Annotated in this window: 17 protein-coding genes; 5 read left to right on the top strand and 12 right to left on the bottom strand. The window is 34.5% G+C overall.

The window, feature by feature from the left end:
- Position 1 precedes the first annotated feature (1 nt).
- Positions 2-1,048 (top strand): lactonase family protein, encoded by a 1,047-nt coding sequence (locus KFZ70_RS14290; protein WP_139694953.1) that lies wholly within the window; start codon positions 2-4, stop codon positions 1,046-1,048.
- Positions 1,049-1,051: 3 nt separating this feature from the next.
- Here the strand turns inward: KFZ70_RS14290 and KFZ70_RS14285 are convergent, their stop codons facing one another.
- The 8 genes from KFZ70_RS14285 to galB form a co-directional block, all read right to left on the bottom strand.
- The gene (locus KFZ70_RS14285; RefSeq protein ID WP_139694952.1) at positions 1,052-2,104 is read right to left on the bottom strand and encodes an SMP-30/gluconolactonase/LRE family protein; all 1,053 of its coding nucleotides are present in this window, start codon (positions 2,102-2,104) and stop codon (positions 1,052-1,054) included.
- Positions 2,105-2,118: 14 nt separating this feature from the next.
- Positions 2,119-3,279 (bottom strand): mandelate racemase/muconate lactonizing enzyme family protein, encoded by a 1,161-nt coding sequence (locus tag KFZ70_RS14280; RefSeq protein WP_139694951.1) that lies wholly within the window; start codon positions 3,277-3,279, stop codon positions 2,119-2,121.
- A gap of 12 nt (positions 3,280-3,291) precedes the next feature.
- Complete coding sequence (locus KFZ70_RS14275; RefSeq protein ID WP_139694950.1) at positions 3,292-4,584, bottom strand: MFS transporter; 1,293 nt, start codon at positions 4,582-4,584, stop codon at positions 3,292-3,294.
- 243 nt (positions 4,585-4,827) lie between these two features.
- Positions 4,828-5,997: a DUF6786 family protein gene (locus KFZ70_RS14270; RefSeq protein ID WP_139694949.1), complete on the bottom strand. Its 1,170-nt coding sequence runs from the start codon at positions 5,995-5,997 to the stop codon at positions 4,828-4,830.
- A gap of 32 nt (positions 5,998-6,029) precedes the next feature.
- On the bottom strand, positions 6,030-7,421 hold the full coding sequence (locus KFZ70_RS14265; protein WP_139694948.1) for a glycoside hydrolase family 28 protein: 1,392 nt from the start codon (positions 7,419-7,421) through the stop codon (positions 6,030-6,032).
- Between the two features lie 10 nt (positions 7,422-7,431).
- A complete protein-coding gene (locus tag KFZ70_RS14260) occupies positions 7,432-8,265 on the bottom strand; it encodes a S9 family peptidase (RefSeq protein WP_139694947.1) in 834 nt (277 codons plus the stop codon).
- A complete protein-coding gene (locus tag KFZ70_RS14255; RefSeq protein ID WP_139694946.1) occupies positions 8,262-9,563 on the bottom strand; it encodes a sulfatase-like hydrolase/transferase in 1,302 nt (433 codons plus the stop codon). The genes KFZ70_RS14260 and KFZ70_RS14255 overlap by 4 nt, the downstream gene beginning before the upstream one ends.
- A 10-nt stretch (positions 9,564-9,573) precedes the next feature.
- The gene (gene galB, locus KFZ70_RS14250; protein WP_139694945.1) at positions 9,574-12,051 is read right to left on the bottom strand and encodes a beta-galactosidase GalB; all 2,478 of its coding nucleotides are present in this window, start codon (positions 12,049-12,051) and stop codon (positions 9,574-9,576) included.
- 240 nt (positions 12,052-12,291) lie between these two features.
- Between galB and KFZ70_RS14245 the strand changes: the two genes are divergently transcribed.
- Positions 12,292-13,734: a sulfatase-like hydrolase/transferase gene (locus tag KFZ70_RS14245; RefSeq protein ID WP_139694944.1), complete on the top strand. Its 1,443-nt coding sequence runs from the start codon at positions 12,292-12,294 to the stop codon at positions 13,732-13,734.
- A 122-nt stretch (positions 13,735-13,856) separates the two neighbouring features.
- Here the strand turns inward: KFZ70_RS14245 and KFZ70_RS14240 are convergent, their stop codons facing one another.
- Both KFZ70_RS14240 and recG read right to left on the bottom strand, forming a co-directional pair.
- Positions 13,857-16,022 carry an endonuclease MutS2 gene (locus KFZ70_RS14240; RefSeq protein WP_139694943.1) on the bottom strand — a complete coding sequence of 722 codons (2,166 nt, stop codon included), beginning with the start codon at positions 16,020-16,022 and terminating at the stop codon, positions 13,857-13,859.
- A 576-nt stretch (positions 16,023-16,598) separates the two neighbouring features.
- Entirely contained in the window at positions 16,599-18,701 is a 2,103-nt protein-coding gene (gene recG / locus KFZ70_RS14235; protein ID WP_139694942.1) for an ATP-dependent DNA helicase RecG, read from the bottom strand.
- A 194-nt stretch (positions 18,702-18,895) separates the two neighbouring features.
- On the opposite strand from recG, the gene KFZ70_RS14230 reads away from it, so the two are divergent.
- The 3 genes from KFZ70_RS14230 (at position 18,896) to KFZ70_RS14220 (ending at position 23,709) form a co-directional block, all read left to right on the top strand.
- Positions 18,896-20,584: a histidinol-phosphatase HisJ family protein gene (locus tag KFZ70_RS14230; protein WP_139694941.1), complete on the top strand. Its 1,689-nt coding sequence runs from the start codon at positions 18,896-18,898 to the stop codon at positions 20,582-20,584.
- 123 nt (positions 20,585-20,707) lie between these two features.
- Positions 20,708-22,672, top strand: a complete 1,965-nt coding sequence (locus KFZ70_RS14225; RefSeq protein ID WP_139694940.1) for a M1 family metallopeptidase — start codon at positions 20,708-20,710, stop codon at positions 22,670-22,672.
- 125 nt (positions 22,673-22,797) lie between these two features.
- A complete protein-coding gene (locus tag KFZ70_RS14220) occupies positions 22,798-23,709 on the top strand; it encodes a patatin family protein (protein WP_139694939.1) in 912 nt (303 codons plus the stop codon).
- Here the strand turns inward: KFZ70_RS14220 and KFZ70_RS14215 are convergent, their stop codons facing one another.
- Both KFZ70_RS14215 and KFZ70_RS14210 read right to left on the bottom strand, forming a co-directional pair.
- On the bottom strand, positions 23,710-24,231 hold the full coding sequence (locus KFZ70_RS14215; protein ID WP_139694938.1) for a hypothetical protein: 522 nt from the start codon (positions 24,229-24,231) through the stop codon (positions 23,710-23,712). It abuts the gene before it with no gap.
- Positions 24,232-24,255: 24 nt separating this feature from the next.
- A complete protein-coding gene (locus KFZ70_RS14210; RefSeq protein ID WP_139694937.1) occupies positions 24,256-25,815 on the bottom strand; it encodes an FMN-binding glutamate synthase family protein in 1,560 nt (519 codons plus the stop codon).
- Positions 25,816-25,870: the final 55 nt, after the last annotated feature.

Genomic DNA, 25,870 nt, shown 5'->3' with positions numbered 1-25,870 from the left:
TATGACTGTTTTTTATGTAGGAAGTTATACCGAAATGATTACAGATACTTTTGGAGGCAAAGGTTCAGGGATTTATACCGTTAGTTTAGATGACACCACAGGCAAATTAAGATGTTTATATGCTACAGAGTCTTTAAACCCTGCCTATTTAGCATTAAGTGAAGATAAAAGATATTTATACACCATCACTGAGGTTGAGTCGAAAAAAGAGCCTAAGGTTAAAGCCTTTAAAATTTATCCAGATTTTTCATTGAGCCTAATAAATGAGGTTAGTATTCCAGGGAGCTTACCTTGCCATATAGCTTGCCAGGGCAAACATATTTTTATAGCATGTTATGGTACAGGTAACATGCTTCATTATAACACCACTAATGAAGGCGCGTTACTTGAGTGTAATCAAAATTTTAAACATTCTGGTTCAAGCATTAACAAAGTGAGACAGGAAGGGCCTCATGCACATCAAGTGGTGATACATCCTAATAACACTACTTTATTTGTTCCAGACTTAGGAATAGATCAGGTTAAAGCGTATCAGTTTGAGCAAAATGTTTTGAGATTGAATCATTCACAAGATATTCAAATTCCTGCGGGCTTTGGTCCAAGACATTTAGTTTTTAATCGTAATGGTGATTTAGGGTATGTATTCAATGAACTAACGGCAGAAATTTCAATTATTAAGCAAAATGAATATCAAATTTTCCGTGTTATTGATAATGTAAAAACGCTTCCTGATTCTTTTCAAGCCATTCCAAGTGCATCGGCCATACGATTGCATCCTAACGGACAGTTTTTATATGTTGCCAATAGGACTCTAAATGCCTTGACTATTTTTAAAATAAAAGATAGTCATTTGGAATTATTAGGCTACCAATATGGAGAAGGAACCACGTTGCGTGAATTTAATATTTCGCCTAACGGAAAATGGTTAATAGCTTGCTTTCAAGATTCTGATGACACTATTGTTTATAAAATAAAGGAAGACGGCTTACTTCATCAAGTTTTTAAAACCAAATTATTAGTGTCTCCTGTTTGCGTGGCTTTTTTATGAAGCCTAATTTAAATTAACGGCAAGAATATAACTGCTAGCTGTTAAAAACAAACGTTTTTCATCTGTTGATAATGTGCAATTTGATGTTTTTAAACCTGTACAAATTTTGGCAATAACATCACCTTGATTGGTGAATAACCAAACACCTTCAGGGCCCGTTGCAAATATATAATCTTCAGAGGTTATGGTTAACCCATCAGGAAGCCCTATATGTACGCCTTTTTCTTTTACAATTTCCGTGGCATCATAAAATAGTTGTTTATTCTCAATACGCGCTGGAGCCTTTATATCATAGCTGTACCAAACAGCATGAGATGCATCAGATACAGCAACATACAGTTTAGTTTCGTCTTGAGATAATGCAATACCATTCGGTTTTGATAGCTTATCAAGTAATATTAAGTCACCATTAGTTAGTAAGCAATAAACACCGTTAAAGTCTAGTTCTCTTTCAGGATCTTCTTCCATAAGCGGCAAACCGTAGCAAGGATCTGTAAAATATAAATTGCCATTAGAATCAAAAACGCCATCGTTCGGACTGTTAAGTCTCTTTTCTTGAAAATTATTAACTAAGGTTACATAGGTTGGTTCTGGTTGGTTTAAAGGGGCGTTCATCATAGCAATACGCCTGTCGCCTTGCTGCATCAAAACGAGTTGTTTGTTGTGGTTTAGTAACAATCCGTTTGAACCTGGTTCTTTTTCACTTACTTGTTCACTGGTATACCCAGAAGGTTTTAAATAGGTGAGTGTGTCATTTATTGAGTTAAGTTTGTAAATTTTATTTCGAGGAATGTCTGAAAACAATAAACTATTTTCATTATCTATCCAAAGAGGACCCTCTGTCCATGAAAAACCACTAGCTAGTATTTCAATTTTAGAATTCGGATTAAGAAGTTTAAGCGCTCTTTGGTCTAGTATTTCAATAGAAAAATTGGCTTTAACATCATCATGATTTGAGGTGTTTCCAGTTTCTATTGAAGCATATTTTGTTGAATTTTTACAGGAAATCAAGCATATGCTTAAGAAGAAAAATGTAATAAGTTGTACGTATCTCATTTCAATTCCAGATTTTACCAATTGGTTAATGACTGATCATTTCTATAAAGCCTAGGAATTTCAACAGGTTTAAAAACTTGAGTTTTAATGAAGGCCTCGTCAAGATCAACCCCTAAACCAGGTTCCGTTGGAATGGGGTATCTAGGACCTTCTCTTTTAGGCTGTTTAGGGTAATACTTCGGATCATTGGTCAAGGTGTGTGCGCCTGTATTCACTTCTTCAAGCCAGCTAAAGTTGGGTGATGCTGCCGCAACATGTATCGTGGCTGCTGTACAGATAGGCCCTAATGGATTATGTGGCATTAAATCAATATAGTGTGCTTCGGCCATAGCGGCTACTTTCATGGCTTCTGTAATACCGCCTACATTACAAACATCAATTCTAGCATATTGTGTAATATTTTTTTCAATAAAAGGCATAAATTGCCATTTACTTGAAAATTCTTCGCCAATTGCAAATGGTACATCAATCAATTTTCTTAACTCTTGATAGGCTTCTGGATTTTCATCTCTTATAGGTTCTTCAATAAAATCTAAGGTTCCAACGGGTAATCGCTTTATAAACGAATAGGTTTCGGGAATGCTTAAGCGCGTATGATAATCAATTCCAATGGTTACTTTGGTGCCTACTTCTTCACGTAATTTAATGAGCCAATCTGAAATAATAGAAATAGATTCTCTAGGATTGAAAATGTGCTCTTTTCCTTTTATACGCTCAAATTCGGCAGGAGCTAATCTTAACATATCCCAGCCTTCTGCAACAAAATTTTTAGATAGTGTTAATAATTCGTCCAGAGTTGAAAACCTTACGGAAGCAAAGCAATCAACATAATCACGTTGTTTACCACCTAAAAGTTCATAGACTGGTACACCAAGCGCTTTTCCTTTTATGTCATGTAAAGCAATATCAATGGCAGAGATAGCTGCTGTTAATACGCGTCCGCCTTCAAAATATTGACCTCTGTATAAATCTTGCCAAATAGCACCTATATGCCTAGCATCTTTACCTATTAAGAGGGGTTTATAATGCTTAATAGCTCCCATAACAGCATATTCCCGGCCAGATAAACCAGAGGCGCCCCAACCATAAATACCTGATTGGGTTTCTACTTTTACAACAAGTTGGCTTCCTGTGCCAACATTAATTGGGTATGCTATAATATTTGTGATTTTCATGTTTACTAAAGTTTAGTGTTTTTCTTTTATTACAATGCGTTCTACTTTGCCTACAATTAATGTGTAGGATAAAAACCCAGTAAGTGCTAATGCTCCAACAAAGAAAAGGGCTGGGCGAAAGTCACCATCTTGAACTAAAAACCCTATAACAATGGACACTACAACGCCCGATAAGCCGCCAATAAAATTAAACGTACCTCCTATAAGACCTAAATGTTTTTTAGGAGCAAGAAGCGATACAAAAACCCAAGCAATACTAGCTAGCCCATTACCAAAAAAAGCCAAGGCTAAAAATACAATAACATAAGTAGTATTATCTGTATAATTAGCGCCTATAATGATGGTTGAGAGAAGCATACCAAAAATGATAGGTACCTTTCTTGATATTTCAGCAGAAAACCCTTTTTTGATTAATAAGTCGGATGTAAAGCCTGATAATAAAACACCTGTAAAGGCTGCTAAAAATGGAATAGAACCTAGGAATCCTGTTTCTAGAAAGTTTAGACCTCTATACTCAATAAGGTAAGTTGGAAACCAAGTTAGAAAAAACATAGTGGTAGCCCCCAAGCAAAATTGACCAATATAAATACCCCATAATTTACGATAAACGAAGGCATATTTTAAGTCACTCCATTTGAATTTTTCGGAAGGTTTGTTTTTGTTTTTTGACCCTACTAGACCGCCACCTTCTTCAATAAGCTTTAATTCGGAATCGCTAACAGAAGAGTGATCTCTTGGGTCTCGGTAAAAATAATACCAAACGCCAGCCCAAATAATTCCAATAACACCAGATACAATAAACAGACCTCTCCAACCTAAATAATTTTGAATAGCAGCTAAAACAGGGGTTAAAAAAGCTAATCCTAAAAATTGCCCAGAAGTATATATAGCTATGGCCGAGGCGCGTTCGTTTTCAGGGAACCACCTACTAACTACTAAGTTATTGATAGGGTATGAAGGTGCTTCAAAAACCCCAATACTTCCCCTTAAACCTATTAAAATGACTAAGGAATTAATTAAACCTTGTAATAGGGTGGCGATAGACCAAAATGTTAAAATAAAGGTGTATAATACTCTAGATTTGATCTTGTCTGCAATAATGCCTCCTGGAATTTGCAGTAAGGCATAAGTCCATGAAAAAGCCGCAAAAATATAACCCATTTGTACAGTATCAATGTTAAGATCTTTTCGTAAATCGGGAGCTGCAATTGAAATATTACTGCGGTCTAGGTAATTTATGACCACAGTGATAAAAAGCATAGCTAGTATATTGTATCTTTTTTTGGTTTGGAGTTTTTTACCCATGTATTAAGTTAATTGATTATTATGAGGGTGTCTTTCAAATTGATAGCCACTTTTTTCTCATGTAAATATAGTGGTGATATAATCAGTACAGTATAATATATTAATTAAATGGTAAAACTTATGGTCAAAAAAACGAATTAGCTCGGATTTTATAACGGTATTGAGTAAAAGATCTATGTATTACTATAGAATAATGTAGTAAAAGATAAAAGATATTCTAAAAACAGCATTACATGTTGTTTATTAGAAGCATTGGTTTAGTGAAATCCCTAATAAATCAGTAGATAACCTGTTTAAAACAGACTCGTTTCCTGAAAAATGATAGATACGATGATAGTGATTTAAGCTTTCTGAAGGTAAAAGCGCTTTAAACGAAGAGGTGGATTCTAATTCAAAAAAGCCATTGCTTTCTGCTATTGATAAATCCATAGGTCCATTATTATAAATAGGAATTACCTCGCCGCGATACGGGTTATTTTGAACGGTGGCATGGGAATTTGAAAATAACGTGTCCTGAGTTTTTTTGAATTGCACAATAGTTAGTTGGTTTTTGCTTTTTGAATAGCAGCCATACACGGAAGGCGCATACAGGTTTGGTATACCAATTTTGCTTCTATATTTTCCATCGGCTTTAAAAAGCACAACATGGTTAGTAACCCTGAGCCTGTCATGATTCAACTGTCCCATATATTTATACATGTTGTTTAAAGCACCTTTGTTTTCCAAAGGAATAATAACCGTATTTTTATCATGACCCTGAAACATACCAGCGCTCCACAGAGAAATTAAACCCGTGTTTTTTTGCCATGGGATAGTGTCCTTATTGGTTAAAACATGACGACTTTCATAAGCTACATGCTTTAAATCTTTAGGAAGCGTTATATTTAAGTTGGTTTCAATATCATCTTTTTCTAATAGCTTTATTTGACGATTAATGGTGAAATTAAACTTGGTTCCCATGAAATTTGTAAGTTGAAATTTCTTTTGCATGACCACTTTCTTATCATCATGTTCTATTAAAATATAGGGTTCTACGCTTAATGATTTTGGCACTTTCCAATGGTCTTCATGAAGCGGTTTTATTTGTTGGTAATAAAATGAGTATTGGCCACCTAAAGGGCCAACCCATATGCGGTCTTCACCACCAACAGCAGCCATATTTATAGTATCTCCTTGAAAGCACGTTTTATTTATCCATCCGTTGGGAGAACCTTGTAAACCCTGCGTGGTTGAAAATAATATTTTACCTTGAATTTTGGGGGCAACAGCAATTCTACCAATCCCATCGCTAGAAACTAGCTCAATAATTTGAGTTTTATTTTTAAAAGAGTCGAGCTGGTTTTGGTAAGTGAATTGATTCTCAATACATCCATAAAAAATGATAAAAACGAATAGAACTGATTTTTTAAACATTGGTTTTGCTTTTTTTGAGAATCATTAAATGCCTACTTATTTAATATCTTTGGTACTTTTACAGGAATTTGATTGGCAAAAATTTGATTTAGACTAAATTCAGGAACATCATCAAATACTATAGGAGGTCTTTCGTCTAAATCTATAGTTTTTATTTGAACATTATTAATTGAAATTCTGTCAACGTGACGTGCAAAAATACCATAGGCAGGCAGTGTGCCTACCAAACGGAATTCTGGCCACCAACCGTTTAAAACATCTAAAGTATATTCATTAAAATCGGATTTACTAGCATCTACTTTTGAACCCTTTCCTGAAACCGTAAATAAAACATTATTGAGTTGAATATCTGTAATATAGTGGTTTGGCATGCCTGTTATAAAAATGGCTGAATTCTTGTCTAATTCTCGATTATCAACAATAAAATTGCTAAAAAGAAAACCATGCATAGCCTTCATGGGAAACATTTCCATTGGAGACTCAACACCAGCTCTTTGCTGGCAGAAGGTCATAAAAATAGGTCTGGGAACATTTCTCATAACGAGATTAGAAAATGCCATGTTTTTCATTTCTCCACCTTCATTCATTTGAATTTTTAGTCCTGAGTCTTGGATGTCATGAAAGGTGCAATTTGAAACGGTTACGGATTCAAAATCACCTCTTGATGATAATCCAATACGCATACCAGCCCATTTACTAGTAAATACACAGTTTGTCACCACAATGTCTTTACAAGGAAAATCTGGATGTGACGTTTGTAAACATATAGAGTCATCGCTGGTATCAAAAGAACTATTACTTACTCTTACATTGGTGCAGCCATCAAAATCTAAACCATCTCCGTTGTTGTTAACTCTGCTCACAATTTTAATGCCTTCAACAACAATCTCATTACAATATAACCAAGCAGAGGTCCATGCCGCTGGGTTTATTAAAGAAACATTTTTAATTTTAATATCATTACAATGCAAAAAACGTATCATCATAGGCCTACCGCCTTTTTCTCTTGTGAAATTCTTGGTATATCCATTGCCATCAATAGTACCTTCTCCTTTTATGGTAAATGATTTAGCATTTTTGGCAAAGATTAAACAACGATCCATGTGTGGTTCATTTTTATACATGTTTTTATAGGTGTCTGTGGCATAATCTGATATGTTAGGGCTGCCTAATAAAACGGAACCATTTTCTAAATAAAGCGTAACAAAATCTTTTAAGTAGATAGTACCTATCAAAACTGTTTTACCTGACGGAATGATAACTGTACCTCCGCCATTTTGAGTACAGGCATCAATAGCGTTTTGCACCGATTTGGTGTCTAATGTTTTACCATCTGCCTTTGCACCATAGTCTAAAATATTATAAGTGTCTGCATGTATTGTTGCATGGCATAGTATGACAAAAAAAATAATAAGGTTTTTCATTGCTATATTTTTAATTCAGATTTTGCTTTATAAAATTTACTACATATTCGGTATTAGGGATATCATAATGATGCTCGTCTAAACTTGCTTTTTCGGTTGAGCAAGGATAAACGCTGGCAATGCCACCTAAACTTATATAAGTGTTGATTAGTTTTATGGTGTTTTCATGAGGGGGCACCACGCTATCATTAAGGTTTATGGTATGCAGCACAGGAATTTGTGCTTTGGCTAATTCATGTAAATGATCAATGGGGTTGTTGGTATATGACTTCGCTTCTGAGTCTGAAGTAAAACCATAAACTAGTTTTAATTGATTCCAGTCTTTATGATTTCTTTTAGAATAACCAAATCCAACAGGCCAGCTTTTAAAGTCACATACAGGCGCATCCAGATAGAGGCAAGACACTTTATCAGGATTTAATTTTGCCCAATTATAAACAAACAATCCGCCTCTGCTATGCCCATGAAACACAACTTTTTTATTTAATTGAAACTTGTGGGTTAAAAACTTGTAAAAGTTATTCCAAACAGTAATAGCTTTAGGACTTCCATACATGTTATTGGTATTTATGTAAGCAACATGAAAACCTGCATCCAACAATAAGCTGTTAATGTCACTATGATAGTCAGGAAAACGCGCACGCCAAATCCAAGGAGCTCCAGTTGCTTTTTTATGAGGTATAGTTAGCCTTACCTCATGATTTTCTAGTTTAAAATCTAATCTTTTGAAACCTTTCCATGTTGTGGTAAGCGTATCATGCACAATGTTTGATTGTGATTGAACTTTATTAGAGACAATACCACATAAAAGCGCAAGACCTACTATGATTACTGTAATTTTCATTCTGTAAAGGCTTTGAATATAGGAGAGATATCTAAAGTGTCTCCTGTTTCTTTTTGCCAAGTTTTAAAATCTGCTATTAAACTTGATATTAGAGTTCTGGCTCCCTTTGTGTTTTTTAGATTTTTGGTTTCCCAAGGGTCTTTTTCTAAATCATACAATTCAATGTCACCAGATTTGGGATACATGATTAGTTTTTTGTTATTGCGTATAATACCTCTTTGGTCGTCAAACATGGCTAAATAAATAGATGCTCTTGGTTTGGCGTTGTGTTTTATTATGGGAATAAGACTCTGAAATTTTACATAATGAGGTATTTCAATGTCTAGCATATTTAAAAGCGTAGGAGTTATGTCTTGCAGATAAACACGGTCATTGTATATTTTATTCTTATCTAAATTTGGCGCTTTTATAATAAGTGGAGCCGTAACACTCGGTTCATATAGGCATACTTTTCCGGCCACACCGTTTTCTCCAAAACTGATGCCGTGATCAGACATAAAAACAATAATAGTTTTATCATAAAGTCCTTTTTCTTGAAGAGCATTTAAAATATCTCCAACCCGTTCATCCATATGACTTACCATGGCGTTATTCTGCTGAACCCTACTTTTCATGGTTTTATGTTTTATAGGCGGATTGGTGTAGTTGTATTTTATATTAGGGTTTAAAGGCCCATTATGTACTACACTAGGAGGTAATTGAATTTGCTCTGTGGGGTACATGTCATAGTACTTTTGTTTTGTTTGTCTCGGTACATGAGGCGCATTGAAGCCAACATATAAAAAGAAAGGCGCTTCATGTTTATAACTCTTAATATAGCTTACTGCTTCCTGTCCCGTAATATCGGTTACATGTCCTTGTTTAGTATGGTACGTTTTTAATTGCCCTGGCTGAATGCTTCCTAAGTCATCAAAAATGTCATTTGGAGGCTTTCCCCAAGCATGCCATTTTCCAGTCATATACGTATTATAGCCTTTGTCTTTTAGTAATTCTGGAAGCGCTTTGGGAGCATTGGTTTTTGTTATTTTTTGTGAATCCCAGAGATACTTTCCGTAGAACAGCATGGTTCTACTCGGAATACAAACAGCAGGCGACCAACATCCCATATTATAGGCCGCAGTAAACGCTATGCCTTCTGAAGCAAGCCTATCCATGTTAGGTGTTTTTATTAAGGTATTTCCAAAAGCCCCAATAGTTTGATTGCTTTGATCATCAGATTCAATAAAAACAATATTGTACTGCGCGTATACTGAAAAACCTAATAAAAACCATAGAATGTTAAATAGCAAAAATTTCATTTTGTATGGTTTATTTGGTTGTGATGTTCACTGTGCTAGGTTGTAAACCTTCAGAAGATGCGGTAATTTTTACAATACCTGAATTTTCTGTTGATTTGATTATAAGCATACACAACCCATTGAATGCCTTTCTTTCATTAGCTTGAAAGGAAGCTAATGATGTTTGATCACCATTGCCTACTGCAGCCAGAGTTGCTTCGCCATCAATTGAAAAGTTTACTAAGTTACTAGCTAATGGGCATAGGTTTCCGTTTTCGTCCTCAATTTTAACGGTAACGAATGATAAGTCGGTTCCATCAGCCTGAATTTCTGTTCTATCTGCTATTAACGTTAATTTAGCTGGTTTGTCGGCTGTTTTTATTTCTTTAGTAGCTACTATTTTATTGTCTGTATAAGCTACAACTTTAATGCTACCTGGTTGGTAAGGAACTTGCCATGATAAACGGTATTTTGATTTGTACCAGCCTTTTTTATAATCATGATATTCAGCTGGTATTTCGGTAACATCTTTTCCTTTTACCTTTTTTCCATACGATGCCCCATTTACAAACAATTCAACTTCTTCAGCATTTGTATATGCGAAAACAGGAATATCCTGTCCTTCTTTACCCTCCCAATTCCAATGTGGCAATACATGTACCATGGGTTTTGATGTCCATTGGCTTTGATATAAATAATACCTGTCTTTAGGAAAACCGCATAGATCTACAGGAGCAAAATATGAAGATCGTGATGGCCAATCATCATTCCAATAGCCATTGGTTGAATTGTCTCGACCTCCATAGGGTGTAGGTTCTCCTAAATAATCAAACCCTGTCCAGATAAATTCGCCCAAAGATCGTGGTTCTTTGGCTTGTGCGTCAAACTCAATATCTGGTGCATAGGCCCAAGGTGGACCTACCGTAACATCATAACTTGAAACATGATTGGTTTCGTGTTGTTCTTTAAATGCAATGGGTAGATGGTATACGCCACGACTGCTGGTTTGTGAAGAAGTTTCGGATCCATAAACAATCATATCAGGATTATTTTCTAAAATCGAGTTGTATTGCTCTGGCCAATAGTTCATACCAACAATATCGACATGTTCCGCCAAGTGATTTTCAAAAGGAGCAGGAAAATAATTGAAACCTACCGTAGTTGGTCTAGTGGGGTCTTCATCATGACAAATATCATTTAGTTGTTTTGCAATTTTCCAACCATCCTTTTTTCCTTGTTCTAGAATTTCATTTCCTATACTCCACATGATGACCGAAGGGTGATTTCTATCTCTTTTAATCATATCTCGCAAATCAGTTTCATGCCATTGATCAAAATATTGATTATACCCATTGGGAACCTTACCCATTTTCCATTCATCAAAAGCTTCAACAATAACCAAAATACCTAATTTATCACACACTTCAAGCATTTCAGGTGAAGGCGGATTGTGACTGGTTCTTAAAGCATTAACACCCATACTTTTCATAATTTGCATTTGGCGTTCTTTGGCTCTATAATTTATGGCTGCTCCTAACGGCCCTTGATCATGATGCATACAAACACCATTCAATTCAACCTGATTTTCATTGAGCATAAATCCTTTGTCTTTGTCAAAAGCAATAGATCTTATGCCAAAATGTGTAATATAGGTGTCTACTAGTTGATTATCAATATACACCATGCTTTTTGCTTGGTATAGAACAGGGGTTGTAATATCCCAAAGATTAGGATTGTTAACCGTTAGTAAAACCTCTGTGTCAACCTCAGAACTCAATGTAATATCTTGATTATTTTCAGCAACAATTAGTCCATTTTCATCGTGAATGCTTGTTTTTAAAACAGCTTTTGAGGTTTTGGAGTCAAAGCTAACCACCTTTGTTTTTATGTTGATAAGAGCCTTTTCTTTTGAAACTTCAGGCGTTGTTACATACGTTCCGTATTGAGGAATATGTACAGGGTTATTGATTTTTAAGCGAACATTTCTGTATATACCAGCACCAGAGTACCAACGTGCGGCTAAATCTTGAGGGGTAAGTTGAACTGCAATGAGGTTGTCTTCTCCAAATTTTATGTGTTCGGTTAAATCTAATTCAAAACCAATATATCCGTAGGGGCGTTCGCCTATGTAATGCCCATTTAACCAAACTTTAGCATTATTCATGGCACCATCAAATTCAATTGAAATACGTTTTCCTTTTTCTAAAGGATTTACAGAAAAATGTTTTCTGTACCAAGCTTCTCCATGAACAGGTAGCCCGCCTGTTCTCGCATTGTATGTGTTGCTGAAAGGGCCTTCAATAGCCCAGTCATGTGGTAAGTTTAGTTTTCGCCAAGCACTATCATCTAAATCGGTGGTTTCGCCATTTGATAATGCGCCCTTTTTAAATAACCAATCTTTGTTGAAATTTTGATCTTTCGTAGGTTGTAATTTCTCTGAATGACACGAGAAAAATATAAAAATACTTAAACAAAAAGTTAGAATTACGGTTCGTTTTAGATGCCTCATATAAGATGTTTTATAAGTTTAGTTTTAGTGTAGTGTTTAAAAATAATTTATTAATCTACGTTATAAAAATCATCGAGAACCAAAATTTTAAATTTAACCATATGTTATATAAAAAAACTCAAAGATCAGGTTGTTTTGAATTTCATAATTTAATTTTACCAAGAAGTTATAATGGATTGGATTGATAAGTAACCCCTTATATTTATTGTGTCTGGTTAATTAATTTTAAAATGAATTAGAATGAAAAAAAATAAAATTCTTAATATAATATTGATATTTAGTACATTAAGTTTTGTGGTATTGGCTTGTTCTGCATTTTTAAGAAAAGAAGGCGGCGAAAGCGTAAAGCCAAAAGCAGAAAAGCCAAACATTATAATTGTTTTAACGGATGATCAAGGGTGGGCAGATGTTGGCTTTAATGGAGGAACTGATATTCCTACAGAAAATTTAGATAGAATTGCATCAGAGGGGATTGTGTTTTCAAATGGTTACGTTTCTCATCCATACTGCAGCCCGTCAAGAGCAGGTCTGTTAACAGGAAGATATCAAGCAAGGTTTGGTCATGATTGTAATATGCCTTACGAAGGTGAAAATGATGATTCAGTAGGAACCCCGCTAAGTGAAAAAATGCTATCAGAAGCCTTAAAAGAACAAGGTTATACCACTAGCGCTATAGGGAAGTGGCATGTAGGAGATCACCCTAATTTACATCCTACACAACAAGGGTTTGATCATTGGTTTGGGTTTCCAGGAGGAGGTATGAATTATTGGGGAATTTCAGACGGGCCTTTGAGAACTATTTATAGAAATGGAAAAAAAGTTCCTGAAAGTGAACTAACATATTTAACAGATGATTTTACCAATGAAGCGATTAACTTTATTTCTCAGCATAAGAAGAAACCATTCTTTATGTATTTAGCTTATAACGCGCCACATGCCCCAGACCATGCTACAAAGCAATATTTAGAAAACACAAAACATATTGAATATGCAGGAAGAAGCATATATGGTGCCATGGTAAACGCTGTGGATAATGGTGTGGGTAGAATAGACTCCACCTTAGTAGCTCACGGTATTAAAGATAATACAGTTATAGTCTTTTTAAGTGATAATGGAGGTAGAGGTACGCATGCAGACAACAGACCCAACCGCGGTCATAAAGGGATGCTTTTTGAAGGTGGCATTAAAGTACCATTTTTTATTTCCTGGCCACAGGGTCTGAAAAATTATCAACGTTATGAGCAGGTGGTTTCTTCGTTGGATTTGTTTCCAACATTATTGTCGGCTGCAGGAGGAAATTTGAGTGATGAACCTCAATTAGAAGGCGTGAATCTTTTGCCTTATTTAAGTCATAAAGAAAAGTCAGCTAAACCGCATGAGAAGTTGTTTTGGCGGTCTTCAGGAGGTTTTGAATATGCGGTTAGAAAGGGCGATTATAAATTGTACAAGAGCGCTTATAAAAATAAAACATTGCTTTTCGATTTAAAACATGATGCTTTAGAACGTCATGATATTGCAAAAGACAATCCTGATATGGTTGCCGAATTAGAAGAAGAATACAAATTATGGGATTCAAAAAATATGAAACCGGGCTGGTTTGACCCTCATGAAGAAAATGTGTTAAAGGAAGAGGAAATATTTGAAAGCGCTCGAAAAAAGTCTTTGAGGCCGAAAGGTAAATAATGGCTTCTGTATCGCAAAAAGAGGAAGATTTAAAAACAGGGAAAACCCAAATCTCTCGCTGATTTTAACTGTAAAAATTGAAATATAAGGGTTTGAAGATTAGTGGGCTGCTTTAGATAAATTTATTTTTTTGCTTCAACCAGTTCTAATAAATCAAGATTTACATTTGTAGTAAATATACCGTAGTTTACTACCGCTTTATTTTTTTCAATTTTATCAACCGTGCCAATGGCGCGTCCATCTTCAAGGCGTACACGATCACCAAGTTTTATAATAGGCTTTGGTTTTGGTGCTTCAATGTTTTTTTTCTTTTCTTCTTGTTTCTTTTTTCTAATAACCTCAACTTTATTTTTTACCTCTTGTTGTATTTGTTTTTCCTTATTTTTTTCAGCTTGTTTTTGTTTTTTGGAAACTTTTTTGCGCTTTGAGTTTTCAATCTGAATTAATTTAAAAAGCTCATCAATCGCTGCACGTTTTTGTTTGTTGTTAAAATACTTTTCGGCAATATCATTTACTTTCTGACCAAGGTAAATAAGACGTTGATTGCTATCATATAGCTCCTGATAATCTTCTAGTTTTTTTTGAATTTTTGCATTGATCTCCTCTAGTTTATCCGCTTCTTCACTTTTCTTTTTTTCGTTTAACTTTAAGGATAGTCCTGTTTTTTCTAGTTTAGAACGTTCCTTTTGAAGTTTGGCAATGGTAGCATCAAAACGTACTTTACTGCGCTCAATCTTCTTTTTAGCTCTGTTAATTAAGCTAAATGGGATGCCGTTTTTTTGAGCAACTTCAAAAGTAAAACTACTTCCTGCCTGGCCAATTACAAGCTTAAATAATGGTTCTAATGTTTTTTCATTAAATAACATATTAGCATTTACCATATAAGGCAATTCATTAGCTAATATTTTTAAGTTGGAATAATGTGTCGTGATGATACCAAAAGCTTCACGATGGTAAAATTCTTCTAAAAAAATCTCGGCTAATGCACCTCCTAGTTCAGGATCAGAGCCTGTACCAAATTCATCAATTAAAAAAAGCGTGTTCTTGTTGCATTTTTTTAAAAAGTAATTCATTTGTTTTAGGCGATAGCTGTAAGTACTTAGGTGATTTTCAATAGATTGATTATCTCCTATATCACTTAAAATTCGGTCGAATAAACATACGCGACTACGTTCATGCACGGGTATGAGCATACCGCATTGCAACATAGTTTGTAATAAACCAATGGTTTTTAAGGTAATACTTTTTCCGCCAGCATTAGGACCAGAAATAACTATAATGCGACTGTCGTTTTGAAGGCTTATAGTTTGCGGAAAGGTTTTTTCGTTTTTTATGAGGTTGTTTAAATAAAGCAAGGGGTGATAAGCGTCACGCAAAAACATGCTTTTGTCTTCTGAAAACTCAGGAAGAATAGCATGCATAGATTGTGCATATTTTGCTTTTGCTGAAATGACATCAAGGTCTATTAAAAACTTCTGATAATCTTTCAAGAGCGGTAAAAACGGACGAATAAAATTGGTTACTTCTTTTAGAATTCTAATAATTTCTTCGTGTTCTTCATATTCTAAATTATTGAGTTCTCTGGTGTGTTGTAAGGTGGCTTCAGGTTCAATATAAACAATACTTCCTGTTTTGCTACTCCCCATAATAGAGCCTTTAACCTTACGCCTGTACATGGCTTTTACGGCCAAAACACGTTTGTTGTCTACAACAGTTTCTCTAATGTCATCAAGATATTCTAAACTGTGGTAGGTGTTAAGTGCTGTACTAAAACTAGCATTAATTTTACCCTTTACTTTGTTAATAGATTGTCGTAATTCTGCCAGAAGTGGAGAGGCGTTATCTTTGATGTCTCCAAAACGGTCTACAATGGTTTCAATTTTTTCAATAAGAACTTTAGTAACTTCAATAGAAGCAGCAAGTGTGTTTAAGTTGGGGTAGTATTCTTCAAATTTTTTTAAAAAGACAATGATGTCATTTACAGTGGTTGACATGGCTACTATTTTCTTTAAGCCATGAACTTCTAAATACGTGTTTTCTATCTGTAAGAGCTTAATTTCTTTAGCTATGGTGTCAAAACCATGATTAGGTATGCGGTTATCATTATGAAATGAAGACGTGTATTCATTTGTTAAGTGTAAAGAAAAAAGCAAATCTTCTTGTTCTTTAAAGGGCTTTATTTCTAAAGTCTTTTGATGCCCTAAAGGTGTTATGCATAGTTCGCTTACTTGATCTAAAACCGTTGGAAATTCTAAATCTTTTAATGTTTTTGGGTGAATGTTTATCATTCTTACTGTAGAATAGAAAATAAATAGAAGCAAAGTTAAACATTCTTTTAATCTTCTTTAGTTGTAATTAAAAAAAGACTTAATTCTGTGTGTTAATGAGGTGATAAGAGAGGTTAGATGCATGCTGTAAAATGTTAATTAACAGTCGTTAAGTCTTGTTTAACATAATGCTAACATTTGTGATTTGATTTTCTGCCTAACTTGAAAATCCATTTAACAACTAAGCAACCCTATGGAAATTATTATCTCCTCTATTTTTTTGTTTTTTTGTCTTTTAAGTTGCGTAAGTACAGAGACGCAATTTCATACCCTGCAAGCAAGTTCTAAAGCACCAGTTTTTCAAATTACAGGAATTTATAAAGTTAGTATCAAGTATTTCATACTGGGCATAAATTGGTGTCAAGTCAGGGCGGCTGTGGTATGAATGATTTGAATTTAAACAGCAATAAATCCCTTAGTCGGTTTGAAAAACAACTATATAAAATTAAAAACTAGGCAAATTATAAATTAGAAAAGTCAACATCAATCAAACTACAATCAGTTTTTAAAGCTCACTTTATGGTTAAGGTGAGCTTTTTAACTTATGTAATTCCAAATGTTTTTAAATTTACTTAACTGTCTGTAAGTGTTAAGGATAGATTTGTTTTCTGAAAGCTCTAATTTAGGATCTATTTTTAAAATATTTTTAGCGTGATATCTAGCATGTTGCAGAATGTCTTGGTCTTTTATAAGATCAGCTATTTTTAAATTTAACACACCGCTTTGTTGAGTGCCCATGATATCTCCAGGGCCTCTAAGTTTTAAATCAACTTCGGCAATTTCAAAACCATCGTTGGTTTTAACCATAGTTTCCAAACGCACTTTGCTATCATTACTTAGCTTGTGGCTAGTCATTAAAATACAATAGCTTTGTTTAGCGCCTCTGCCAACTCTACCACGTAGTTGATGTAATTGTGAAAGCCCAAACCGTTCGGCGCTTTCAATAATCATTACAGAGGCGTTTGGTACGTTTACACCCACTTCAATAACTGTGGTGGCAACCATAATTTGAGTTTCCCCCTTTAAAAAGCGCCGCATTTCATAATCTTTATCTTCAGGTTTCATTTTACCATGAACAATAGAAATTTGATAATCAGGCATGGGGAAATCTCTTGATAAGCTTTCATAGCCGTCCATAAGATCTTTGTAATCCATTTTTTCGCTTTCTTGAATTAATGGGTAAACTACATAGATTTGTCTGCCTTTAGATATTTCATCACGTATAAATCGAAATACGTTTAACCTGTTGTTATCATAACGATGCACTGTTTTAATAGGTTTTCTGCCAGGTGGAAGCTCATCAATAACTGATATATCTAAATCGCCATAAACCGACATAGCTAAGGTTCTGGGTATAGGAGTTGCTGTCATGACTAAAATGTGAGGAGGAGAGGTGTTCTTGTGCCATAATTTACTTCTTTGTGCTACTCCAAATCTATGTTGTTCGTCAATAATAGCTAACCCCAAATTTTTAAATTTGACCTTGTCTTCAAGTAGTGCATGCGTTCCAATTACTATTTGAAGCTGACCATTTTCTAAAGTTTCGTGGATTTTTTTTCTTTCTGAAGTTTTAGTTGAACCTGTGAGTATTTTTATATTGATATTCAGTTTTTTACACCATTGAAGTAATCCGCTATAGTGTTGAACTGACAAAATTTCAGTCGGAGCCATTAAACAGGCTTGAAAACCGTTGTCAAGTGCCATGAGCATTGACATGAACCCCACAATTGTTTTGCCTGAACCTACATCACCTTGTAATAATCTATTCATTTGAGCATGACTCCCTAAATCAGCTCTAATTTCTTTTAAAACACGTTTCTGGGCATACGTTAAATTGAAAGGTAAATGGTTCTTAAAAAAGGAATTAAAATAATCTCCAACATGGTTAAATGGGAACCCTTTTATTTTTGATTTATGAATCAAATTCTTAATGATAAGTTGTAATTGAATATAAAATAACTCCTCAAATTTCAATCGGAATTGTGCTCTAGCCAGCAGTTCTTGGTTTTTGGGAAAATGTACATTAAACAGTGCAGATTGTTTATTTATTAATTGTAATTCGGCCCGAAGACTATCGGGCAAGGTTTCTGAAAATTTGCCCCCTGTTTCAATAAACAGCTGTTGCATAATTTTACTTAAGGCTCTATTGGTGATGCCACTATTGGTAAGTTTTTCAGTAGAAGGATACACAGGCTGCATGGCCGAACGCAGATTGTTTTCATGTTCCTCTAAAGCTTCAACCTCAGGATGCGGCATGTTGAATTTTCCACCAAACCAATTGGTCTTACCAAATACCACATAAGGTTTGTTACATTTTAATTTGTCTTTTATCCACTTTTGTCCCCTAAACCAAACAAGTTCCATAGTACCCGTATCATCTTGAAATGTTGCCACCAAACGTTTGCCTCGCTTTTGAGCTACCTCTTTAAAATGGGTGATTTTTCCAATTACCTGAACGTCGGCATTATTACGCTGTAATTGATTGATTTTGTAATAGTGTGTTCGGTCTAGATACCTATTTGGGAATAAATTGATTAAATCTTGGTAGGTATGAATACCTAATTCTTTCCTAAGTAAATCAGCTCTACTAGGACCAACACCTTTTAAATAATCTATAGGAGTTTGTAGGTTAACAGACATGAAGCGAATTTAAACAAAACCTACATAAATTTAAACACTTATTGAATTCATAATAACTGGCTTATTTTAAAAAAATATTATCGGTAAAAAAGTTTTCTTCTTAAAATATAATTAAAAGCATTAGGTTATAGTTAATTATTCTTTTTCAATAGTTAAATTTGATGTCTTTAAAAGTAACTAAAGCATATTGATTGATGAGAAAACTCAACGAATTTATTTGGGAAACGCATGGTATTCATGCGGGAACAGAGCAAGATCATGTAAAACATGGTATTGATAGGCTGGAAGATATTATTGATAAGGCTATTGAGGCAGGAAACCCGAGTATTACGTTTATTATTCATTCACCTCGCTTAACTAATTTTCGTTATATCGCTGAAAGAGAAACTAACGTAAAATTTATTAGAGGAAATAAATCATATCTTAATTATCCGAAGCGAATTTCTAATCTTCGAAAAAAATACGAAGGACAAATTAATATAAAATACGGTGTTGAGTTAGAATGGATGGGCCCAGGTTTAGGCTTGCAATGGAGTAGATCAAAAATCTTTCAAGCGGAGGATGCCGATTATGTGATTGGTTCCGTGCATTTTGCGCCTGAAGGCTTGCCTTATGATGGTTCAAAGGAGGAAGCGGAAGAATTACTAAAACTTCGTGGGAGTTTAGAGGCCTACTGGGATGGTTATTTCAATGAAATGATTCAAATGATTGAGAGTTTTGGAGATATGATTCAAATTATTGGCCATATTGATTTGCCTAAACTAAACGTTGATATGCCTGAGGCATTGATAAATTTTGAAACAAGTTCACATCCTTTGGCTAATAAATTCAGAACACTTTTAGAGTTGATTGCAGATCGTAATTTATCTCTTGATGTGAATATGGCTGGAAAATTCAAAGGTGTTGGGGTGTATCCTACGCAAAACATTTTAAGACGTGCTAATGCACTTCAAATTCCTGTTTGTGTGGGTACAGATACACATCATGTGAAGTATTACGGATTGAATTATAAAGAAAGTTTAGAGTATATTCAAGAGGCTGGTTATGAAAGCTACGTGAGTTATTCTAAACTGATTCCTGAAAACCGCACTATTTATGATGATCATGAACTTAAAGTGAAATACACCGTACTCAATAAAGGTATTGAGTTGTTAAATCAGCGTTTAAAAGAGTCTGAAAGACGTATTATTCCAGATTTTTCATTTGGCGGTTCGTTTTTAGAGTTTGTTGATTTGTATAAAAACTCAACAGGTATGGGTGATTATAATGCCATTCGAATAAGAAAGTGGGGGAAGTCTATTACAGTGACTAGTGAAATGCCAAAAGACTCAAAAAATATTGTAAATGGTTTGTTTTCTGAACACTTAGACAAACCAGGAGTAATCTCCTCGTTATTTAACACTTTAGCTTCAGAAGGTATTAATGTAGAAACCGCACGCTTAAAATCAAATAAAGATGGTACAGCAACTGCATTCTTATCAATTGATGCTGATAATGGTAATGTAAAAAGTGCCATTGATTTTATAAAGGGAACTGATGTTGGTTTATTCAAAGAACTAACGTATCAAGAAAATGCTGTATTGCCAAATTATTATAATGAAGGCGTCTATTTATTAGAAATGGATGGTGTGCGTCTTAATTTAGCGCTTGGCCAAAAAGTCATTTTAACAAAGCATCATAATGCCCCAGGCGTATTATTAATATTGTTATCGGCTTTAGCCTCCAGAAACATTAATATTATTGATTTAAGGTTAGGCAAACGTAATGATGTGGGGTATTCTGCTATAGCTGTGAATGGAGATTCAAACATCATTAATGGGTTGTTAAGTAAGTTAGGAGAACAATACTATGAAGCAAATTTAATAGAGTTTCATAGTTTTTAAGGCTTAAGAAATGTTTTAAAAAAACTCGCTTTAATTTTTAAGGCGAGTTTTTTTATTCTCATCATTCACAAATAAAGCATGAGATTTTTAGTACTTTGGATTAATCTTTGCAAGTTTTAAAATATGAAATGTACGCTTTCACTGATTTTGGTTTTCATACCATTAACTTTTTTTTGTCAACAAGTAGAGTTTATCGATTTTAAAAGGGCAAAAGCAGAAATTACTTTTGGTAATACCTTAGATAAAGAAGTTTTAGGAACGGTTGATTATAAGATTGAAATACTCAAGGATATAGATTCTGTTTATTTAGATGCTAAAAATTTTCAAGAGCTTTCGGTAAAGCTGGATAATCATATCATATCGCATTCTTATGATAACTCTAGGCTAATTATAAAAAACAGATTTAAAGCCAACGCAACACATGTACTTAAAGTTACTTGGAAAACCAAGGCTCAAAAGGCGATGTATTTTATTGATTGGGCATATGATGACGGAAACAAACAAATCTGGACTCAAGGGCAAGGTAAATACACAAGCCATTGGTTACCTTCTATAGATGATCTGAATGAGAAAATGGAGTTTGATATATCTATAACATTTAATAAAGATTATGAGGTTATAAGTAATGGCAAGTTGGTTGAGAAAAAGGAAAGCAATTCAATGGTAACTTGGCGATATAACATGGAGCAGCCTATGTCTAGTTACCTCGTAGCTTTAGTTGTTGGGAAGTATAAAAGACGGTTGGCATATTCAAAAAGCAACGTACCTCTAGAAATGTATTACTACCCTAAAGATTCCTTAAAATTTGAACCCACGTACCGTTATACCGAAGAGGTGTTTAATGTTTTAGAAAATGAAATAGGGGTATCATATCCTTGGCAGAATTATAAAATGGTTCCCGTAAAAGATTTTCTTTATGCAGGAATGGAAAATACAAGTCTTAATATTTATTCAGATGCATTTGTAATAGATTCTATTGCTTTTAATGATAAGAATTTTGTTAACATCAATGCCCATGAATTAGCGCATCAATGGTTTGGCGATTTAGTGACCGAAACTTCAGGCACACATCATTGGCTACAGGAAGGATTTGCAACCTACTATGCCTTATTAGTTGAAAAGGAGATTTTTGGTGAAGCTTACTACTATTGGAGGTTATATGAATATGTACAAGAACTGTTGACGCAAGATAAAGCGGGTTTAAGTACTTCTTTATTGAATCCAAAATCAAGTAGTGCTACATTTTATAAAAAAGGAGCTTGGGCCTTGCATATATTGCGTGAACAGGTAGGAGATGTAGCCTTTAAAGCAGCTGTAAAAAACTACTTAGAAATCTATCAATATAAAAATGTAGAATCTGATAACTTTATTAGCGAAGTAGAGAAAGTGAGTGGAGAAGATTTAAGTGGCTTTGTAGCAAAGTGGTTGCTGTCAAAACAGTTGTTTTATGATGATATGGAAAACTATATTGCATCAAAATCTGAAGATTTTCAGTCATTTTTTAAATTGAATTTTGAAACTGATATTGAATCATGTATGGAATTTATAGAAACAACTACAAATTCCTATTTAAAATCGGCAGTTATAAAAAGACTCAATGAAAATGTTTCTAAGCGATTATTTAAAAGTGACAATATTATGGTGCGTCAAGCGTTGACCCAATCTGTAATTAAGATTCCCATAGAAGTAAAGGCTGATTATGAAACTTTACTCTATGATGCGTCATATATCACCATTGAAACAGCTTTATTTAATTTGTGGCGCAATTTTCCTTATGACAGGATTAAATATTTGAATCAAACTAAAGATATTGAGGGGTTTCATGATAAAAATATTAGAATGCTGTGGTTAACTTTAGCTTTAATTACGGAAGATTATCATACAGATAAAAAGAAAGTGTATTTTGATGAATTAACGGATTATACTGGTGCAAAGTACGGATTTGATATACGTATGAATGCCTTTCAGTACTTAAGCCAAATTCAAGCATGTCATAGTCTCTGTAAAGCAAATTTAAAACAAGCCACTAACCATCATAACTGGCAATTTAAAAAGTTTGCAAAACAATTGTTAGAGACAAAAGAGTAGCGATTATTTTTACGTTCTGTATTGGCTGGATTTCTGCAAATTAAAGAGGTTATAAGAAGTTCATACATGCATTTATTTTTATTTTGAAACCAGACTTCTTATATTAGATGTATTAATATTTTTATTTGAAAGCTTTAGTAATTTCAGGAGGAGGAAGTAAAGGTGCGTATGCCGGGGGCGTAGCGCAGTATTTAATTGAAGAAGAGCACAGAAATTACGATATGTTTTTAGGAACATCAACAGGAAGTCTGCTAATTCCGCATTTGGCAGCAGGGAAACTAGAAAAGATTCATCAAGTTTTTACCAACGTAAATCAAAGTAAAATATTTAGTGTAAATCCTTTTGTGGTTCGTAAAAAAGGAGATCGTGAATACGTATCCATAGATTTCATAAATTCCCTTTGGCAATTCATAAAAATGAAACGTACGTTTGGAGAAAGTAAAGCTTTAAGAAGAAATATTAGAAAAGCCTTTACGTTTGAAGAATATCAGTTAATCAAAGAAACCAAGCATGATGTGGTGGTTACCGTATCTAACTTATCCAGAAACAATGTAGAATATAAGTCTATAAAGGATTTTAGCTACGAGGAGTTTTGTGATTGGATTTGGATTTCTTGTAATTACATTCCCTTTATGTCATTAGTAAAAAGAAATGGCTATGAGTATGCTGATGGAGGACTAGGGTGTGTGGTACCCATACGAGAGGCTATTTTAAGAGGTGCAACTGAAGTAGATGCTGTTATTTTGGAGTCTGAAAACATGGAATACAATAAGGTGCTTGGTAAAAACCCGTATTCTTTAATGATTAATTTGTTCGGACATTTATTAGATCAGGTGGAACGGAGCGATATCATTATTGGAAAACTGGCCGCTAAAAACAGAGGTGTTAAATTGAATTTATATTACACACCCTCAAAGCTCACAGAAAACTCTTTGATTTTTAATAAAAAGCTGATGACTTCTTGGTGGCAACAAGGCTATGACTATGCCAAGAAAAAATGTGAGGAAGCCGAATCAAACGAACTGCGTTTAGATTAATTACCAAATTTCAGAAACTTCTTGTTTTATAAATGATAAAGCTGCATCGCTGGGAGAATGGCGTTCCGTCATTTCTCTTAATAATACCTCTCTTAAAGTGTCAGCTGTGTCTGTTTTTTCAAGCATACTAGCTTTTATTATCAATTGAATAGTGGCGTTTTTTGCTGTAGTTATAATATTCCAGCATTTATCACTAATGTAAATTTGTTGTGATAAATTATGCTCATATTCTTGTTCTATACTTTTAATGAGTAAGGACTCGTAGTCATTTTTATTGGAGGAATTAGGTGAAACCCGTATAAGCAATTTGGATGGTGAAATGCGCTCTAAAAAAAGTGCCATCCGCTCATAAGCTTGAAGGCGCAGGGGCATAGCATTCACCTGTAAATCTTTTTTCAAAAGAAAACGTCTGCGACCATCTTCATTTTTAGTATGTTCTTTAAAAAAATAGAAAGCAATTACACCTGTGATTATTGAAGGAACGCCATATAAAAAAAGATCAAATATTTTGGAGATTTCCATAGACAATGGGTTAAATAGTTTTGGTTAATTTGGATGATAACCCAAATATAAACAATCTTTTAAACTTTGCATGCCATTAAAAGGAACAGGAGTTTTGGTATACATGTATGTTTTGTTCAACTCTTTGGATAAGTTATGATCATCAACATTCATTTCAATGTCCAGCATGGTGAATTGGCACGGGTGTTCATACCCCGCAGCATGTGTTATCTCAATCAATTCTTTTCTAAACGTTTTAAAGTATTGCGCTAGTCGTTCAGATTTTAAGGTAGGGTCAATACCATTTTGCAACCATTTACTTTGTGTTGCAACCCCTGTAGGACATCTGTTTGTATGACAAACTTGAGCCTGAATACAGCCTATGCTCATCATAGCTTCTCGTGCTACATTAATACAATCGGCTCCCATAGCAAAGGCCATAGCAGCTTTGGCAGGAAAACCCAGTTTTCCGCTACCAATAAAACAAATACGCTCGGTAAGTTTTTTTTGTTTGAACAGTTTGTAAAGGTCACTAAACCCATAAACCCAAGGTAGTGACACATGATCGGCAAAACTAGGAGGAGCGGCACCAGTACCGCCTTCACCGCCATCAACGGTAATAAAATCGGGTCCCTTGCCTGTTTTGAGCATAATATCAGCTAATTCATCCCATTGTTCTAATTTGCCAATAGCGGCTTTTATACCCACGGGAAGACCCGTTGCTTCAGCTATTTGTTCAATAAAATAAACCATTTCAGATACGGTTGAAAAGGCTGAATGATTGGGAGGTGATAAAACATCTTTACCTACGTCAACGCCTCTTATGATGGCAATTTCCTTTGTTATTTTTGCACCTGGTAAAACACCTCCCTTACCCGGCTTTGCACCTTGAGATAGCTTAATTTCAATAGCCCGGATAACTGGATTGGCTTTAACTAGTTTTACTAATTTCTTCATAGAAAAAAGTCCATTTTCATCACGTACCCCAAAATATCCTGTTCCAAAATGAAAAATAATATCACCTCCATTACAATGGTATGGTGATAAGCCTCCTTCTCCTGTATTGTGATAAGCACCAGCTATTTTAACCCCTTTATTTAAGGATTCAATTGCTTTTGCGGAAAGCGACCCAAAGCTCATAGCAGATACATTGATAACCGAAGCGGGTCTATAAGGCTTTTTTCTCTTATGAAATGCGCCAATAACTTTAGCACAAGGTAAAAAAGAGTGATCTATTTGATTAGGGTGATTTTGGGGTAATTTAAAAGGCATCATCGCATTATTAATAAAAATATGCTGATGCTCAAAAATATTTCTGTCGGTTCCAAAGCCTTCGTAATTATTTTCTTTTTTAGCAGAGGCATAAATCCAGCTGCGTTCAATACGATTAAAAGGTAATTCTTCTCTATTGTTAGCTACAAAGTATTGACGCATTTCGGGGCCTATACTTTCTAACCAATATCTGAGGTGGCCAACAATTGGATAGTTGTGGCTTATGGTATGTGCTTTCTGGAAAAAAATATCTCGAATAGCAACAAGGGCTAGCATAATAAGAATCCATCCCCACCACGGTAAGCTTGATAAAAAATCTAAAATCGTTTCCATGTAAATGATTTAAAAAGTAAAAGTTAGCTTAAAGGTATTTAAAAACCTTGGTACA

It is taken from the genome of Allotamlana fucoidanivorans (assembly GCF_045788535.1).
Classification (GTDB): Bacteria; Bacteroidota; Bacteroidia; order Flavobacteriales; family Flavobacteriaceae; genus Allotamlana; species Allotamlana fucoidanivorans.
Note: the sequence above shows the minus strand (reverse complement) of the source record. Positions and strands in the feature narration are given on the sequence as shown.

Coding starts and splice junctions, on each gene's coding strand:
- KFZ70_RS14290 (WP_139694953.1), top strand. CDS start 2: ATGACTGTTTTTTATGTAGGAAGTTATACCGAAATGATTACAGATACT.
- KFZ70_RS14285 (WP_139694952.1), bottom strand. CDS start 2,104: ATGAGATACGTACAACTTATTACATTTTTCTTCTTAAGCATATGCTTG.
- KFZ70_RS14280 (WP_139694951.1), bottom strand. CDS start 3,279: ATGAAAATCACAAATATTATAGCATACCCAATTAATGTTGGCACAGGA.
- KFZ70_RS14275 (WP_139694950.1), bottom strand. CDS start 4,584: ATGGGTAAAAAACTCCAAACCAAAAAAAGATACAATATACTAGCTATG.
- KFZ70_RS14270 (WP_139694949.1), bottom strand. CDS start 5,997: ATGTTTAAAAAATCAGTTCTATTCGTTTTTATCATTTTTTATGGATGT.
- KFZ70_RS14265 (WP_139694948.1), bottom strand. CDS start 7,421: ATGAAAAACCTTATTATTTTTTTTGTCATACTATGCCATGCAACAATA.
- KFZ70_RS14260 (WP_139694947.1), bottom strand. CDS start 8,265: ATGAAAATTACAGTAATCATAGTAGGTCTTGCGCTTTTATGTGGTATT.
- KFZ70_RS14255 (WP_139694946.1), bottom strand. CDS start 9,563: ATGAAATTTTTGCTATTTAACATTCTATGGTTTTTATTAGGTTTTTCA.
- galB (WP_139694945.1), bottom strand. CDS start 12,051: ATGAGGCATCTAAAACGAACCGTAATTCTAACTTTTTGTTTAAGTATT.
- KFZ70_RS14245 (WP_139694944.1), top strand. CDS start 12,292: ATGAAAAAAAATAAAATTCTTAATATAATATTGATATTTAGTACATTA.
- KFZ70_RS14240 (WP_139694943.1), bottom strand. CDS start 16,022: ATGATAAACATTCACCCAAAAACATTAAAAGATTTAGAATTTCCAACG.
- recG (WP_139694942.1), bottom strand. CDS start 18,701: ATGTCTGTTAACCTACAAACTCCTATAGATTATTTAAAAGGTGTTGGT.
- KFZ70_RS14230 (WP_139694941.1), top strand. CDS start 18,896: ATGAGAAAACTCAACGAATTTATTTGGGAAACGCATGGTATTCATGCG.
- KFZ70_RS14225 (WP_139694940.1), top strand. CDS start 20,708: ATGAAATGTACGCTTTCACTGATTTTGGTTTTCATACCATTAACTTTT.
- KFZ70_RS14215 (WP_139694938.1), bottom strand. CDS start 24,231: ATGGAAATCTCCAAAATATTTGATCTTTTTTTATATGGCGTTCCTTCA.
- KFZ70_RS14210 (WP_139694937.1), bottom strand. CDS start 25,815: ATGGAAACGATTTTAGATTTTTTATCAAGCTTACCGTGGTGGGGATGG.